The sequence below is a fragment of the Nocardia panacis genome (assembly GCF_003598715.1).
Lineage (GTDB): Bacteria > Actinomycetota > Actinomycetes > Mycobacteriales > Mycobacteriaceae > Nocardia > Nocardia panacis.
Genome location: NZ_QZFU01000055.1, coordinates 198143 through 213820, shown reverse-complemented (window position 1 = coordinate 213820; position 15678 = coordinate 198143). Strand labels below are relative to the sequence as shown.

Sequence of the window (15678 nt, the reverse complement as noted above, 5' to 3'; positions counted from 1 at the left end):
AACTTCACGCGCCCGGCCGAGCCGATGATCGCCCCGTCCATCCTGTCCGCGGATTTCGCGCATCTCGCCGATGAGGTCGCGGCCGTCGCGGGGGCCGACTGGTTGCACGTGGATGTGATGGACGCGCACTTCGTTCCGAATCTGACGCTGGGCCTGCCGGTGGTGCAGAGTCTGTTGCGGGCCACCGATATTCCGCTGGACTGCCACTTGATGATCGAGGATCCGGGCCGCTGGGCGCCGCCGTACGCGGAGGCGGGCGCGCACAATGTGACCTTCCACGCGGAGGCGACCGATGACCCGGTCGCGGTGGCCCGCGATATTCGGGCCGCGGGTGCGAAGGCGGGCCTGTCGGTGAAGCCGAACACCCCGATCGAGCCGTACCTGGAGATCCTGCGCGAATTCGACACCCTGCTGGTGATGAGCGTGGAGCCCGGATTCGGCGGGCAGTCGTTCATCGCGCACGTTCTGGACAAGGCGCGCACGGTGCGCCGCCTGGTGGACGCGGGGGAGTTGCGGCTGCTGGTGGAGATCGACGGCGGTATCAACGCCGACACCATCGAGCAGGCCGCGGCGGCGGGCGTGGACTGCTTCGTCGCCGGATCGGCGGTCTACAACACGGCCGATCCGGCCGCGACGGTCCGGTCGCTGCGCGCGCAAGCCGCCGCCGCGCAGCGGCGCTGACCTGCCGCGCGGAAAACCCTTACGACACGCGGACTTCCGCCGCGCCGATGGCCGCCGCGATGACCGCGGCCTGCGGCGGCAACTGCTCGGTCGATTCGGGCCGCCGGATCCACACCCGGTAGCCGGTGCGCTCGTCCTCGGCGGAGGGGAGGGCGACCTCGCTGCCCGTGCAGGCCACGGTGGCGTAGCGGCGGAAGAGTTCGGCGCCGATATGCGCGTCCTCCGGACCGGCCGGACCGGTGAGGAAGGTCCAGCGTCTGGCTCTGGGATGGTGCACGACCGGCCCGGCCACACCCTCGGTCGCCAGTAGGCGCTGGACTCGTTCGCCGAGGTCGGCGGGCATTGTGATGGCACCGTAATGGGTGCCGATCCGTAGCAGAATGCGGCGGGCGGTGGGGTCGATCGATGCGGGCAGGTGGAATTCGCGGCAGTACTGCACGCAGCGAACTTCCAGCGTCGAATCGAGAAGTGTGGTCACGCCGCTACCCCCAACTGTGTTTTTTTGGAGACCGTCTTTTCGAGGTCTATTTTTTGAAGCCTGCTTTTCGGGGCCGCTCTGAACTGGGCGGATGGATAGTTGAACGTTTGGGATCGGGTCCGTAACGATTCTGCTTCCATTTGTCCTCCGCCGCAAGTAAAAGCTCCGAGCGTGTTTCGCTGTATGGCCCGACGGGTATCGAAGTTACCTGCCACCGATGAACGTCGAATAAATTCGATCACGCGGTCCTTGAAAAACGCTTGAATTCTTGCCGCGATACGGTGAATCGCGGTCGTACCGATGTGCGGGTCATGATTTTCCGGACAAACGCCGATCGGCAGTTATCGGAGCGCGATCTTTCCCGAGGCGCGGTCGGGTTCAGGCCGGGCGCGCCCCGCGCGCCGGGTCGTCCTACGCTGAGAGCAGATGTCGGCCTGCGGGAATAGCGTCCGCACCGTGGCCGTTTCGCACCGGTAACCACACGCGACAGGGAGTCATGGCATGTTCACAGGCATCGTCGAGGAGATCGGCGAGATCGTCGCCACCGAGCGGCTGGTGGACGCCGCGCGCCTGACGATCCGCGGCCCACTGGTGACTTCCGATGCGGCCCACGGCGATTCGATCTCCGTCAGCGGCGTCTGCCTCACCGTGGTCGAGGTGATCGACGGCGACAGCTTCACCGTCGACGTCATGGCCGAGACACTGCACCGTTCCAGCGTCGGCAAATTGGATACCGGCGCGAAGGTCAACCTGGAGCGCGCCGCCGCGCTCAACAGCCGCCTCGGCGGCCATCTCGTGCAGGGCCACGTCGACGGCACCGGCACCGTGGTCTCGCGCACCCCGTCCGACAACTGGGATGTGGTGCGGATCGCGCTGCCCGACACCATCGCCCGCTATGTGGTGGAGAAGGGCTCCATCACCGTCGACGGCGTCTCGCTCACCGTCTCCGGACTGGGTGAGTTCGTGCCGCCCGCCGAACCCGGCGCGCGCGATTGGTTCGAGGTCTCGCTCATCCCCACCACCCTGTCGCTCACCACCCTCGGCCTGGCCGAGGTGGGCGCCTCGGTCAATCTCGAGGTCGACGTCATCGCCAAATACGTGGAGCGACTGCAACAGCGCGGGTGAGCTTCCTCGCAGCGGCGGCGGATCTTGGACGCCGTAATGTAAGTGGGGCACCTTTTCGAGATGGAGCACAACAATCGTGACCAGGTTCGACACCATCGAGCGCGCAGTCGCCGATATCGCAGCCGGTAGAGCGGTCGTCGTCGTAGACGACGAGGATCGCGAGAACGAGGGCGACCTCATCTTCGCGGCGGAGAAGGCGACACCCGAACTGGTGGCCTTCATGATCCGCTACACCTCCGGCTACATCTGCGTACCTCTCACCGGCGAGTCCTGCGACCGCCTCGGCCTGCCGCCCATGTACGGGGTGAACCAGGACAAGCACGGCACCGCCTACACCGTCACCGTCGACGCCCGCGAGGGCGTCACCACCGGGATCTCCGGCGCGGACCGGGCCACCACCATGCGCCTGCTCGCCGACCCCGACGCCAAGGCCGACGATTTCACCCGGCCGGGTCACGTGGTTCCCTTGCGCGCCAAGGAGGGCGGCGTCCTGCGCCGCCCCGGCCACACCGAGGCCGCCGTCGATCTGTCCCGCATGGCCGGATTGTTCCCGGCGGGCGTCATCTGCGAGATCGTCAGCCAGAAGGACGAGGGCCATATGGCCCGCACCGATGAGCTGCGCGTCTTCGCCGACGAGCACGACCTGGCGCTGATCTCCATCGCCGATATGATCGCCTGGCGCCGCAAGCACGAACAGCAGGTCATCCGGGTCGCCGAGGCCCGAATCCCCACCGCGCACGGCGAATTCACCGCCGTCGGCTACCGCAGCCTCTACGACGATGTCGAACATGTGGCCCTGGTGCGCGGCGATCTGGGCGCGGGCGAGGATGTGCTGGTCCGGGTGCATTCGGAATGCCTCACCGGCGATGTGTTCGGCTCGCTGCGTTGCGACTGCGGTCCGCAACTCGATGCCGCCCTGGAGATGGTGGCGGCCGAGGGGCGGGGTGTGGTGCTGTACATGCGCGGGCACGAGGGTCGCGGTATCGGCCTGATGCACAAGTTGCAGGCCTATCAGCTCCAGGATTCCGGCCACGACACGGTGGACGCGAATCTGGAACTGGGCCTGCCCGCCGATGCCCGCGACTACGGCACCGGCGCGCAGATCCTGGTCGACCTCGGCCTACGCTCCATGCGGTTGCTCACCAACAATCCCGCCAAGCGGGTCGGCCTCGACGGCTACGGTCTGCGGATCCTCGAGCGGGTGCCCATGCCGTTGCGCGCCAATGCGGAGAATCTGCGCTACCTGCGCACCAAGCGCGACCGCATGGGCCACGACCTGATCGGCCTCGACGAACTCGACCTGGGCGAGACGGCTCAGTAGCCCGAACCCGAAGCTCCCGAATTCGAACCCAATGAAAGGGCGGATATCCCGATGAGCGGCACCGGCGTACCGAGCTTCGCACTCGAGGATGCCAAGGACCTTCGGCTCGGCATCGTCGCGTCGCGCTGGCATACCGAGATCTGCGACACCCTGGTGGCCAATGCCGAGCGGGTGGCCAAGGAGGCGGGCGTCGCCGATATCACCGTGGTCCGCTGCGCGGGCGCGATGGAATTGCCGGTGGTGGCCCAGGAACTGAGCCGCACCCACGACGCCGTGGTCGCGCTCGGCGTGGTGATCCGCGGCGACACACCGCATTTCGACTACGTCTGCGACGCGGTCACCGCCGGGCTGACCCGCGTCTCGCTCGACGCGTCGACCCCGGTGGCCAATGGCGTGCTCACCACCAACAACGAGAAGCAGGCACTGGATCGGGCCGGGCTGCCCGGCTCCGCCGAGAACAAGGGCGAGCAAGCCTGCGCCGCCGCCCTGGACGCGGCGCTCACCTTGCGCGCCCTGCGCCGGTCCGTCTGAGGATGGCGCGCATGGCAGCGGAGAACCCGACGACCCCCGAGTGGGACCTGGTGGTGCGCCCGCATCGCGCGGTGCGCACCGCCTGGATATGTGCCGCCGTGGTCGCCCTCGTCTTCATCGTCGGCGGTATCTGGATGCGCACCGGCTCCACCGGCGTCGAGTTCCGGGTGGCCGATCAGTTCGCGCTGATCGGCACCGGCCTGCTGCTCGCCGCGGCCATTCTGCTGCTCACCCGCCCTCGGGTGCGGGTCGGACCGAGCGGGGTCTCGGTCCGAAATATCCTGGGTGACAGCGATTTCCCCTGGGACTACATTCGCGGTGTCTCCTTCCAGGACCGCAAGTCCTGGGCCAGACTGGAACTGGTGGACGACGACTACGTCCCGATGCTCGCCATCCGCTCCAATGACAAGGAGCGCGCCGCGCGGGCGATGGATCGGCTTCGCGAACTCGGAGTTCAATACACCGCAGCTCAATACACCGCAGCTAAGTACACCACGTAGTCAGCGAGTATCGCCGAGCACCGCCCCCTCACGGCGCGGATCGGCCCCGCCGACCCAGCCGCTGCCGTCGCGCTGCAAGGCGCTCAAGCCGCTGGACTGTGGGTCCACCGACACCTGATGGCCCAGCTCGCGCAGCCGCTGCACCAGCGGATCGTGATCACCCTTATCGACGGTATTCAGGGACGGATGCTCCCCGCCGAGTCCGGTGACGGGGGTATTGGCGGAGCCGAAGGACATCTGGGAGACCGCCTGCTGCGGGTCCAGACCCCAGTCCAACAGTCCGACAAGGGTTTTCACCACGAACTGGATGATGACCGCGCCGCCGGGCGACCCGGTGACATCGACCAGATTGCCGCGCGATCCGTCGGCGGCGTGCTCGAACACCAGGGTGGGGCTCATGGAGCTGCGCGGCCGCTTGCCCGGTTGCAGCCGATTGGCCGCCGGGGTGCCGTCGGCGGCCAGCGGATCGGCGTTGAAGTCGGTGAGCTGGTTGTTGAGGATGAAGCCGTCGACCAGGTGGAAGGAGCCGAACGCCGATTCCACGGTGGTGGTCATGCTCGCGGCATTGCCGTATTTGTCGACCATGGAGATATGGCTGGTGCCGTGTTCGGGCGGCGCGGGTGCGTTGCCCACCGGAACCGGACCGAAATCACCCGGTTGGGCGGTGCCCATGCTGTGGTTGCGGTCGATGAGGGCCGCGCGTTTGCGCAAGTAGTCCTTATTCAACAGGGTCTGCGGTGAATTGCCCGGCAGCGGAATGAAATCCGGGTCCGCGATGTATTTGTTGCGATCGGCGTAGGCCAGCCGCTCGGCCTCGGAGATGAGGTGCACCGCCTCGGCTTTGGGTTTGCCGCCGTCGCGGTCGATTTTGTCGGGAGCCAGGGCCGCGAGGTCGAAATTCTCCAGGATGCCCAGTGTCGCGGCCACCGTGATACCGCCGGAGGAGGGTGCGGGCATCCCGCAGATCTCATGGGTGCGGTAGGGAGTGCACAGGGCGGTGCGCTTCTTGGCCTGATAGTTGGCCAGATCCTCGGCGGTGAGGACGCTCGGGGTGCGCCCGCCCGCCGTGGACGCGGCGGCGGCCACCACATCCTTGGCGATGGCCCCGGTGTAGAATGCCTGCGCACCGTCGGTGGCGATGGCCCCGAGCGTCTTGGCCATGGCCGGATTGGTGAGCACCGTCCCCGCGGCCTTCGGGGAGCCGTCCGGATTCAGGAAATAGGCCCTGGCATTCTCGTCGACCGCCAGATCCTTGGCGGAATCGGCGATCTGGCCCGCCATGCGCGGGCTGATGGGGAAGCCGCCATCGGCGAGCTTGACGGCGGGATCGAACAGCTCGTGCCAGGGTTGTTTGCCGTGCTCGCGGTGCGCCGTCTCCAACATGCGCAGCACACCCGGCACGCCGATCGAGCGGCCGCTGGCCCTGGCGCTCGGCTTGGGCTCGGTGCGGTCCGCGTCGCTGGTCCAGCGCAGGTAGTTCTCGGTGGCGGCGGCGGGGGCGACCTCGCGACCGTCGTACGCCTCGACCGATTTGCTCGCCGCGTCGTAGTAGACCAGGAAGGAGCCGCCGCCGATACCGGACGCCTGCGGCTCCACCAATCCGAGCACCATTTGCGCGGCGACCAGCGCGTCGGCCGCCGTACCGCCCCTGCTGAGCACCCCGCAGGCGGCCTTGGTGGATACCGGGTTCGCGGTGGATACGGCATAGGCGCCGGTGTGGACCGGGGTCATGCCGGTGCGGTAGCCGGTGGCGATCTCCGGATGGGTGCTGATGTCCTTGCCGGGACCCGCGCCCGCCGACGGGGTGGCGGCGACCGGGGTGCCGTTCGGGGTGGTCTCGCACGATGGCGCGGACTGTTGTCTCTCGGAGGAACAGCCTGCCACCGTTCCCGCCGCGAGCAGGATCGTCGCCGCGGCGGCGATCCAGGTTCCTGGCGTCCTTCTCATGGACGGACTGTAGCCCGCGTGCTACCCGCGTCGAGCGTTTTTCCCCGGGTGGTAGGCAGGGTGCACAGGAGTCAATTCGGGCCTGGCACAAACTAAATGCGCACCGTACGATCCCGCGGGCGCGAGGTGCTTGCCTCGCGATTCGATATCCCGATGGGTAGGCTGACGCGATGACGATCGAGGCGGTGCTCTTCGACTTCTCCGGCACGGTTTTCCGCTTGGAGGCCGACGAATCCTGGAATGCGGATCTGACGGCCGCCGACGGTCGCGTATTCGACCTCGACGAGAAGGCCGAACTGGTGCGCCGCATGACCTCCCCGGTCGGGCAGTTCCTCGGTTTCGACGAGCGTGGCCAATACGCTTGGGACAATAGGGATCTGGACCCGGAAGAGCATCGGTACGCCTATGTGGAGGTCTTGCGCCGCTCCGGCGTCCCCACACTCGAGCAGGCCGAGCGCCTCTACGCGCGCTCCGTCGACCCGGCCTGTTGGCGCCCCTATCCGGATCTCGCCGCGACGCTGGAATCGCTTGCCGCGCGGGAGATCCCGGTGGCCATCGTCAGCAACATCGCCTTCGATATCCGGCCCGTCTTCGCCCGGCACGGCTGGGCCGATCTGATCCACACCTTCGTCCTGTCCTTCGAACTCGGGGCGGTCAAACCGGACCCGCGCATCTTCCGGGCCGCATTGGACAAACTCGGCGTCGAGGCGGCGGCCGCGCTCATGGTCGGCGACAGCGCCGAGGCCGACGGCGGCGCGACCGCGCTGGGCTGCGCCTTCGCCCTGGTCGATCCGCTGCCCACGGTCGAGCGCCCCGACGCCCTGCTCTCCGTGCTGCGCGCCAACGGTCTCGCATCCTGATTCCCGCTGCGCCGCAGTATGATTCGCGGCGCACCCGGCCGACCGACGCACCCTGTCGGACCCGCGCACTAGGCTGGATGGGTGGCAGATCCAGCTACGTACCGGCCCAAGCCGGGCACGATTCCAGTGGAACCGGGCGTCTACAAATTCCGCGACGCGCACCGGCGGGTCATCTATGTCGGCAAGGCGAAGAGTCTGCGCAGCAGGCTCAACTCGTACTTCGCCGATGTGGCCGGCCTGCATCCGCGCACCAGGCAGATGGTCACCACGGCGGCGAGCGTCGAGTGGACGGTGGTCTCCACCGAGGTGGAGGCGCTGCAGCTGGAATACAACTGGATCAAGGAATTCGATCCGCGCTTCAATGTCCGCTATCGCGACGACAAGTCCTACCCGGTGCTCGCGGTCACCTTGAACGAGGAGTTTCCGCGGCTGTTCGTGTATCGGGGCGCGCGCAAGAAGGGTGTGCGCTACTTCGGCCCGTACGCGCATGCCTGGGCCATTCGCGAAACCCTCGATCTGCTGCTGCGGGTCTTCCCGGCGCGCACCTGTTCCGCGGGAGTCTTCAAGCGGCACAGCCAGATCGGTCGGCCGTGTCTGCTCGGCTATATCGATAAGTGTTCCGCGCCGTGCGTGGGCCGGGTCAGTGCCGCCGAGCATCGCGATATCGTCGAGGATTTCTGCGATTTCCTCGCGGGCCGCACGGACCGCATGGTGCGCGACCTGGAGCGTCGCATGCACACGGCCTCCGATGAGTTGGATTTTGAGACGGCGGCCCGCCTGCGCGACGATGTGCAGGCGCTGCGCCGCGCGTTGGAGAAGCAGGCCGTGGTGCTCGGCACCGGCACCGACGCCGATGTGATCGCCTTCGCCACCGACGAACTGGAGGTGGCGGTGCAGATCTTCCATGTCCGCGACGGCCGGGTGCGCGGTCAGCGCGGCTGGGTGGTCGATAAATCCGGCGATGCCGTCGACGATGCGGCGGGGGAGACGGGCGCGCTGGTCGAGCAGTTCCTCACCCAGTTCTACGGCGAGCAGGTCTCGGTGGCCGAGCAGAGCGCCGCCGAACAGCCCGCCGCCGTGGTGCCGCGCGAGGTGCTGGTGCCGGAGTTGCCCGCCGACGCCGCGCAGATCCAGCAGTGGCTGTCGAATCTGCGGGGGTCGGCGGTGCAGTTGCGGGTGCCGCAGCGCGGGGACAAGAAGGCGCTGGCCGAGACGGTGCAGCGCAACGCGCTCGAGGCGCTGGCCCAGCACAAACTCAAGCGCGCGGGCGACCTGACTTCGCGTTCGGCCGCCCTGCAGGATATTCAGGACGCCCTGGAACTCGACAGCGCCCCGCTGCGCATCGAATGTGTCGATATCAGCCATGTGCAGGGCACCGATGTGGTGGCCTCGCTGGTGGTCTTCGAGGACGGGCTGCCCCGTAAATCCGAGTACCGCCACTACGCCATCAAGGAGGCCGCGGGCGAGGGCCGCTCCGACGATGTCGGCAGTATCGCCGAGGTGACGCGCCGCCGTTTCCAGCGGTTGCGGCGCGATCGGGATGAGGCGGAGCGGGAGGTGCTGGCCAAGCTGGACAGCGGCGCCGAGCCGGAGGATCTGCTCTCGCGCCCCGGTATCGATCCGGATACCGGTCGGCCGCGCAAATTCTCCTATCCGCCCAATCTGTACGTGGTCGACGGCGGCTCCCCGCAGGTCGCCGCGGCGGCGGAGGTGCTCGACGAATTGGGCATCACCGATGTGGCGGTGATCGGTCTGGCCAAGCGACTGGAGGAGGTGTGGGTGCCGGGTGAGCCCGATCCGGTCATCATGCCCCGCAACAGCGAGGCGCTGTTCCTGCTGCAGCGGGTGCGCGACGAGGCGCACCGCTTCGCCATCACCTTCCACCGCAGTAAACGCTCGCGCCGGATGACGGCCTCGGCGCTGGACGCGGTGCCCGGTCTGGGCGCGGCCCGACGCACGGCGCTGGTCACGCATTTCGGTTCGGTGGCCAAACTCAAGCAGGCCACCGTGGAGCAGATCACCGAGGTGCCCGGTATCGGGGTGGCCACGGCGAAGGCGGTGGTGGCGGCGCTGCGCGGCGAGTGAGCGCCGGGCCGCGCGGCGCTGTCGCCGGATTCGCGGGCGTGGTTGTCGGATTCGCGGTCGCGGTCGCGTACGTTGTGTCTGCGCCCGATACCGGAACCGGTGCGGGATGATCGAGAGGCATCAAGGCACGAATCCGGTGGAAGATGACACGCGTCGAATCGAGCAACAGTGCGGGACGTCCGTGAGCGACAGGCCGCGCGGCGGGCCGCGCCCCAGCAAATCGGGAGGTCGACTGAACCCGCAGGTCGAAGTCGTCATTGTCACCGGCCTCTCCGGAGCGGGCCGCGGCACCGCGGCCAAGGTCCTGGAGGATCTGGGCTGGTATGTCACCGATAATCTGCCGCCGGAGCTGATCGGTCGCCTCATCGAACTCGGCGCCGCCACCGAGCCGCCGATTCGGCGGTTGGCGCTGGTGATGGATGTGCGCAGTCGTTTCTTCACCGGTGATCTGTCGGCGGTCACCGAGCAATTGCGGGCCCAGGGTGTGGCCACGCGGGTGCTGTTCCTGGAGGCGTCCGATGACGTCCTGGTGAAACGGTACGGTTTCGCGCGCCGCCGTCATCCGCTGCAGAGCGAGAGCGCCGACGGCACCCTGGTGGCGGGTATCGCGGCCGAGCGGGTTCGGCTCGCGGCGGTGCGCGCGGCCGCCGACCTGGTCATCGACACCACGGAATTGTCCATCCACCAGCTGCATCGCAAGCTGGAGGAGGCCTACGGCGGCGGCGCACCCGCCGCGCTGCAACTGACAATCCAATCGTTCGGTTTCAAGCACGGAGTTCCGTTGGACGCCGACATGGTGTTGGATGTGCGTTTTCTACCGAATCCACATTGGATTCCGGAACTCAGGGAACATACGGGTCGGGAGGGCGTGGTGAGCGAGTACGTGTTGTCGCGCCCCGGCGCGGACGACTATCTGCGTACCGCGCACCACTTGATCGACCTGACGACGAGCGGGTACCGCCAAGAGGGGAAGCGATACATGACGGTGGCAGTCGGCTGCACCGGAGGCAGACATCGCAGCGTCGCGATCGCCGAGGCGCTGGGCGAGGTGACCGGTGCGGATATCGGTGAGGGCGTGGTGGACGTGGTTCGGGTGGTCCACCGGGATCTGGGGCGCGAATGACCGGGTGGGAGGCCAATCCCGCCATTGTCGCGCTGGGCGGTGGGCACGGGCTGTACGCGACATTGTCGGCGGTGCGCCGGTTGACCAGGAAGATCGTCGCGGTGGTCACGGTCGCCGACGACGGCGGATCCTCCGGGCGGCTGCGCGGCGAACTCGGGGTGCTGCCGCCGGGTGATCTGCGGATGGCGCTGGCCGCCTTGGCGGCCGAATCGGAGAGCGTGTGGACCACCACGGTGCAGCACCGTTTCGGCGGGACGGGCGCGCTGGCCGGGCATTCGGTCGGGAATCTGATCCTGGCGGGCCTCACCGAGGTGCTCGGCGATCCGGTGGCCGCGCTCGACGAGGTGGCCAAATTGCTGAAGATCACCGGTCGGGTGCTGCCCATGTCGCCGATTCCGCTGGATATCGAGGCCGACGTGTCCGGGCTGGAGGCCGATCCCAGGGTGAGTCGCTGTATTCGCGGTCAGGTGGCCATCGCGACGACGCCGGGCAAGGTGCGTCGGGTGCGGTTGATTCCGTCGGATCCGCCCGCGAGTCGGGAGGCGACCTCGGCCATCGAGCACGCGGATGTCGTTGTGCTGGGACCGGGTTCGTGGTTCACCAGTGTGATTCCGCATGTGCTGGTGCCGGAGTTGCGCGACGCGCTGGTGTACACCAGGGCCAGGAAGGTGCTGGTGCTCAACCTGGTCGCCGAGCCGGGTGAGACGGCCGGATTCTCCGCCGAGCGGCATCTGCATGTATTGTCCCAGCACGCACCGGAATTCGTGGTCGACGAGGTGCTGGTCGATTCCGGCTCGGTGCCCGAGGGGCGGGAAAGAGAACATGTGGCCAGGGCTGCCGAGCAGTTGCGGGCGCGAGTAACCTTCTCCGATGTCGCCGAAGCGGGTACGGCCCGGCATCATCCCGGAAAGCTTGCCGCCGCACTGGATCAGCTGATCCGGCAACCTCGGCCACACATGGCAGGGCTTCGAGTCGAGGGACGGCACATGGGTCAGGATGTGCGTTCCGGGTTGGGTGGAAAGGAGCGCGTCTCGTGGCAATGACAGCCGATGTGAAAGACGAGCTGAGCAGGCTCACCGTCTCTCAGGTGAGTTCTCGCAAGGCGGAACTGTCCGCGCTGCTGCGGTTCGCGGGCGGCCTGCACATCGTCGGCGGCCGGGTGATCGTCGAGGCCGAGGTGGATATGGGTTCCATCGCTCGGCGGCTGCGGAGGGAGATCTTCGAGCTATACGGATACGGCTCGGATGTGCACGTGCTCGGTGCGGGTGGTCTGCGCAAGACCTCCCGCTATGTGGTGCGCGTGTCCAAGGAGGGCGAGGCGTTGGCGCGGCAGACGGGTCTGCTCGATGTGCGCGGCCGTCCGGTGCGCGGACTGCCCGCGCAGGTGGTGGGCGGCAGTATTGCCGACGCCGAAGCCGCTTGGCGCGGTGCGTTTTTGGCGCACGGTTCGCTTACCGAGCCGGGTCGTTCCTCGGCGCTCGAGGTGAGCTGTCCCGGTCCGGAGGCGGCGCTGGCGCTGGTCGGTGCGGCGCGGCGGCTGGGTATCACCGCCAAGGCGCGGGAGGTGCGCGGCACGGATCGGGTGGTGGTGCGCGACGGTGAGGCCATCGGCGCGCTGCTGACCAGGATGGGTGCGCACGGCACCCGTTTGACCTGGGAGGATCGCCGGATGCGCCGTGAGGTGCGGGCGACGGCGAATCGCCTGGCCAATTTCGACGACGCGAATCTGCGGCGCAGTGCCCGCGCAGCGGTGGCGGCCGCGGCCAGGGTGGAGCGCGCGCTGGAGATTCTCGGCGACGAGGTGCCCGATCATTTGGCGGCTGCGGGCAGGTTGCGGGTGCAGCACCGGCAGGCCTCGCTGGAGGAGCTGGGTCAGTTGGCCGATCCTCCGATGACGAAAGACGCTGTGGCGGGCCGTATTCGGCGGCTGCTTTCGATGGCGGACCGGCGAGCCAAGGATCTCGGTGTGCCCGATACCGAATCGGCCGTCACGGCGGAACTTCTCGACGACGCCTGAGGCGCTACCCGGTCATCGGATGCCCGCGACGACGCAGGTCGGCGCGGGCATCTTTTTTATCCGGACGTTACCGGTTAGTACGGCATAGTCAGCCTGTCATTGGCAGGTATAACGAGTTCTCATTCACTAGTCGACGAGGACTCGAGATGATCAGTGAAAATGCCCGCAGGGCCAGCGGATTCACCGCAATCAATCGACGGGGTTTTCTAGCAGGAACAGGTGTCACTATTGCCGCATTGGCGCTCTCCGCGCGCCGGATGGTCGCCGCACACGCCGATATCTCGCCGGGGGCGCATGTTCCCGCCCTGATCATCGGCAGCGGCTACGGCGGCGCGGTCGCGGCACTGCGGCTCACGCAGGCGGGTATCGACACCCATATCGTCGAGATGGGGCAGAACTGGACCACACCCGGTGCGGACGGAAAGATCTTCTGCAGCATGCTCAAACCGGACGGTCGATCATCCTGGTTCCGCAATCGCACCGATCAACCCGTCGGCTGGTTCATCGGCTCCGATGTCAACAAGGACATCGATTCCTATGCGGGAGTGTTGGATTCGGAGGATTTCGGCGCCATGCGCGTCTATCAGGGACGTGGTGTCGGTGGCGGTTCGCTGGTCAACGGCGGTATGGCCGTGATTCCCAAACGTCCGTACTTCGAACAGATTCTGCCCTCGGTGGACGCGGGCGAGATGTACGGCACGTACTTTCCGCGCGCGAGCGCGGGACTCGGCGTCAACAATATGGACAGCGCCTGGTTCGACAGCACCGAGTGGTACCAGTTCGCCAGGGTCGGGCGCGACGACGCGCAGGCGGCCGGATACGCGACCACCTTCGTGCCCAATGTCTACGACTTCGGGTATATGCAGCGGGAGGCGGCGGGCTCCGCGACCAAATCGGCCCTGGCGAGCGAGGTCATCTACGGCAACAACTACGGCAAGAAGAGCCTGGACAAGACCTATCTCGCCGAGGCGGCCCGCACCGGGAAACTCACCATCTCCGCGCTGCACACCGTCACCGGCGTGACGGCGGGTCCGGGCAGCGGGTACACCGTCACGATGACCCAGATCAATACTTCGGGTGCGACGGTGGCGACCAAATCCGTGACGGCCGACCGGGTGTTCTTCGCGGCGGGCAGCGTCGGCACCAGCAAATTGCTGGTCGCGATGAAGGCGACCGGGAAGCTGCCCAATCTGAGCGATACCGTCGGCGCAGGCTGGGGCAACAACGGCAATGTGATGGTGGGACGGGCGAATTCGAAACTCACCGGTGGCAATCAGTCCGCGATTCCGGCGATGGGCATCGATAACTGGGATGATCCGGCGGGTCCGGTCTTCGCCGAGATCGCGCCGTTCCCGGCGGGCACCGAACTGTGGATCAGCCTGTACCTGGCGATCACCAAGAATCCGAATCGAGCGAACTTCACTTTTGACAGCGGTAGCGGCAAGGTCGGCCTGGATTGGTCTGCCGGACAGGCGCAACCATCTATCGACGCCGCGAAACGGGTCTTCGACAAGATCAACAGCAAAACCCTGACCTCGTACCGCACCGATCTGTTCGGGGTGTACAAGACCTGGGGCGACGACTTCTGCTACCACCCGCTCGGCGGATGTCTGCTCGGCTCGGCCACCGACAACTACGGCAGGTTGAACGGGTATCCGGGCCTGTACGTCGTGGACGGGTCGCTGATCCCCGGCAGCGTGGGGGTCAACCCGTTCGTGACCATCACGGCGCTGGCCGAGCGGAATATGGCCAAGGTCATCGCCACCGACCTGCATTAGTCGCGGCCGGAAACCCTTGGTATAGGCCATTTTCCAGCAGAAACGGACAATTTGCCCAACGGTGGGTCACCCCTTCCCGACCCGCCGTTGGGCGTCTGACCAGGCATCGGAGGCCCGAGGATGCCGGGCACGTGTGGGCGAGCGCACCGGCGGGCACTAGGGTGGGGGGCGGCATCTGGAATGATCCGCTGGAAAGCTGAGGAGCGATAACGTGACTGTCCGGGTAGGCATCAACGGCTTCGGCCGTATCGGGCGCAACTTCTTCCGGGCGGTGCAGGCGCAGAAGGCGCTGGGCACCACCGATATCGAGATCGTCGCGGTCAACGACCTCACCGACAACGCGACCCTCGCGACCCTGCTCAAGTACGACTCGATCCTCGGCAGGCTGCCGCAGGACGTGTCGCTCGACGGCACCGACACCATCGTCGTCGGCGATCAGCGCATCACGGCGCTGGCCATCAAGGAGGGTCCGTCCGCGCTGCCGTGGGGCGACCTCGGCGTCGACGTGGTGGTCGAATCCACCGGCATCTTCACCGACGCGGCCAAGGCCAAGGGCCACCTGGCCGCAGGCGCCAAGAAGGTGATCATCTCCGCGCCCGCCAAGGACGAGGACATCACCATCGTCATGGGCGTCAACGACGACAAGTACGACGGCAGCCAGAACATCATCTCCAACGCGTCCTGCACCACCAACTGCCTGGGTCCGCTGGCCAAGGTGCTCAATGACGAATTCGGCATCGTCAAGGGCCTGATGACCACGATCCACGCCTACACCCAGGACCAGAACCTGCAGGACGGCCCGCACAAGGATCTGCGTCGCGCCCGTGCCGCCGCGCTGAACATCGTGCCAACCAGCACCGGCGCCGCCAAGGCCATCGGCCTGGTGCTGCCCGAACTGAACGGCAAACTCGACGGCTACTCGCTGCGCGTGCCGGTGCCCACCGGCTCGATCACCGACCTGACCGCGGACCTGGCCAAGAAGGCGAGCGTCGAGGAGATCAACGCCGCGTTCAAGGCGGCCGCCGAGGGTCCGCTGAAGGGCATCCTCAAGTACAGCGTCGACCCGATCGTGTCCAGCGATATCGTCACCGATCCGCACTCCTCGATCTTCGACGCGCCGCTGACCAAGGTCATCGACGACCAGGTGAAGGTGTACTCCTGGTACGACAACGAGTGGGGCTACTCCAACCGCCTGGCCGACCTCATCGGCCTCGTCGGCAAGTCGCTCTGAT

General features: G+C 67.1%; 14 protein-coding genes. 12 read left to right on the top strand and 2 right to left on the bottom strand.

From position 1 onward, the window contains the following. Positions 1 to 24: 24 nt before the first annotated feature. Positions 25 to 681 carry a ribulose-phosphate 3-epimerase gene (gene rpe, locus D5S18_RS33425; RefSeq protein WP_120045272.1) on the top strand — a complete coding sequence of 219 codons (657 nt, stop codon included), beginning with the start codon at positions 25 to 27 and terminating at the stop codon, positions 679 to 681. Positions 682 to 700: 19 nt separating this feature from the next. On the opposite strand, the gene D5S18_RS33420 is transcribed toward rpe, so the two are convergent. Beyond that, positions 701 to 1159, bottom strand: coding sequence for a hypothetical protein (locus tag D5S18_RS33420; protein WP_120045129.1), 459 nt, complete (start codon positions 1157 to 1159; stop codon positions 701 to 703). Between the two features lie 501 nt (positions 1160 to 1660). Between D5S18_RS33420 and D5S18_RS33415 the strand changes: the two genes are divergently transcribed. The 4 genes from D5S18_RS33415 to D5S18_RS33400 all read left to right on the top strand — a co-directional run bounded on the left by D5S18_RS33415 (position 1661) and on the right by D5S18_RS33400 (position 4636). Continuing rightward, the gene (locus D5S18_RS33415; protein WP_120045128.1) at positions 1661 to 2284 is read left to right on the top strand and encodes a riboflavin synthase; all 624 of its coding nucleotides are present in this window, start codon (positions 1661 to 1663) and stop codon (positions 2282 to 2284) included. A 76-nt stretch (positions 2285 to 2360) separates the two neighbouring features. Further along, positions 2361 to 3605, top strand: a complete 1245-nt coding sequence (locus tag D5S18_RS33410; RefSeq protein WP_120045127.1) for a bifunctional 3,4-dihydroxy-2-butanone-4-phosphate synthase/GTP cyclohydrolase II — start codon at positions 2361 to 2363, stop codon at positions 3603 to 3605. A 51-nt stretch (positions 3606 to 3656) separates the two neighbouring features. Next, positions 3657 to 4136 (top strand): 6,7-dimethyl-8-ribityllumazine synthase, encoded by a 480-nt coding sequence (gene ribH, locus D5S18_RS33405; RefSeq protein WP_120045126.1) that lies wholly within the window; start codon positions 3657 to 3659, stop codon positions 4134 to 4136. Between the two features lie 11 nt (positions 4137 to 4147). Beyond that, positions 4148 to 4636 (top strand): PH domain-containing protein, encoded by a 489-nt coding sequence (locus tag D5S18_RS33400; RefSeq protein ID WP_120045271.1) that lies wholly within the window; start codon positions 4148 to 4150, stop codon positions 4634 to 4636. On the opposite strand, the gene ggt is transcribed toward D5S18_RS33400, so the two are convergent. Further along, positions 4637 to 6583, bottom strand: a complete 1947-nt coding sequence (ggt, locus tag D5S18_RS33395) for a gamma-glutamyltransferase (RefSeq protein WP_120045125.1) — start codon at positions 6581 to 6583, stop codon at positions 4637 to 4639. It lies immediately after the preceding gene. A 170-nt stretch (positions 6584 to 6753) separates the two neighbouring features. Between ggt and D5S18_RS33390 the strand changes: the two genes are divergently transcribed. The 7 genes from D5S18_RS33390 (at position 6754) to gap (ending at position 15677) form a co-directional block, all read left to right on the top strand. Beyond that, entirely contained in the window at positions 6754 to 7443 is a 690-nt protein-coding gene (locus tag D5S18_RS33390; RefSeq protein ID WP_120045124.1) for an HAD family hydrolase, read from the top strand. A gap of 81 nt (positions 7444 to 7524) precedes the next feature. Continuing rightward, a complete protein-coding gene (uvrC, locus tag D5S18_RS33385; protein ID WP_120045123.1) occupies positions 7525 to 9528 on the top strand; it encodes an excinuclease ABC subunit UvrC in 2004 nt (667 codons plus the stop codon). Positions 9529 to 9760: 232 nt separating this feature from the next. Beyond that, positions 9761 to 10651, top strand: a complete 891-nt coding sequence (rapZ, locus tag D5S18_RS33380; protein WP_239004182.1) for an RNase adapter RapZ — start codon at positions 9761 to 9763, stop codon at positions 10649 to 10651. Then, positions 10648 to 11694 (top strand): gluconeogenesis factor YvcK family protein, encoded by a 1047-nt coding sequence (locus D5S18_RS33375; protein ID WP_120045121.1) that lies wholly within the window; start codon positions 10648 to 10650, stop codon positions 11692 to 11694. Before rapZ ends, D5S18_RS33375 begins: the two co-directional genes overlap by 4 nt. Next, on the top strand, positions 11685 to 12668 hold the full coding sequence (gene whiA, locus D5S18_RS33370) for a DNA-binding protein WhiA (RefSeq protein ID WP_120045120.1): 984 nt from the start codon (positions 11685 to 11687) through the stop codon (positions 12666 to 12668). The genes D5S18_RS33375 and whiA overlap by 10 nt, the downstream gene beginning before the upstream one ends. Before the next feature lie 146 nt (positions 12669 to 12814). Then, positions 12815 to 14446, top strand: a complete 1632-nt coding sequence (locus tag D5S18_RS33365) for a GMC oxidoreductase (RefSeq protein ID WP_120045119.1) — start codon at positions 12815 to 12817, stop codon at positions 14444 to 14446. 211 nt (positions 14447 to 14657) lie between these two features. Beyond that, positions 14658 to 15677 (top strand): type I glyceraldehyde-3-phosphate dehydrogenase, encoded by a 1020-nt coding sequence (gene gap, locus D5S18_RS33360; RefSeq protein WP_120045118.1) that lies wholly within the window; start codon positions 14658 to 14660, stop codon positions 15675 to 15677. Position 15678: the final 1 nt, after the last annotated feature.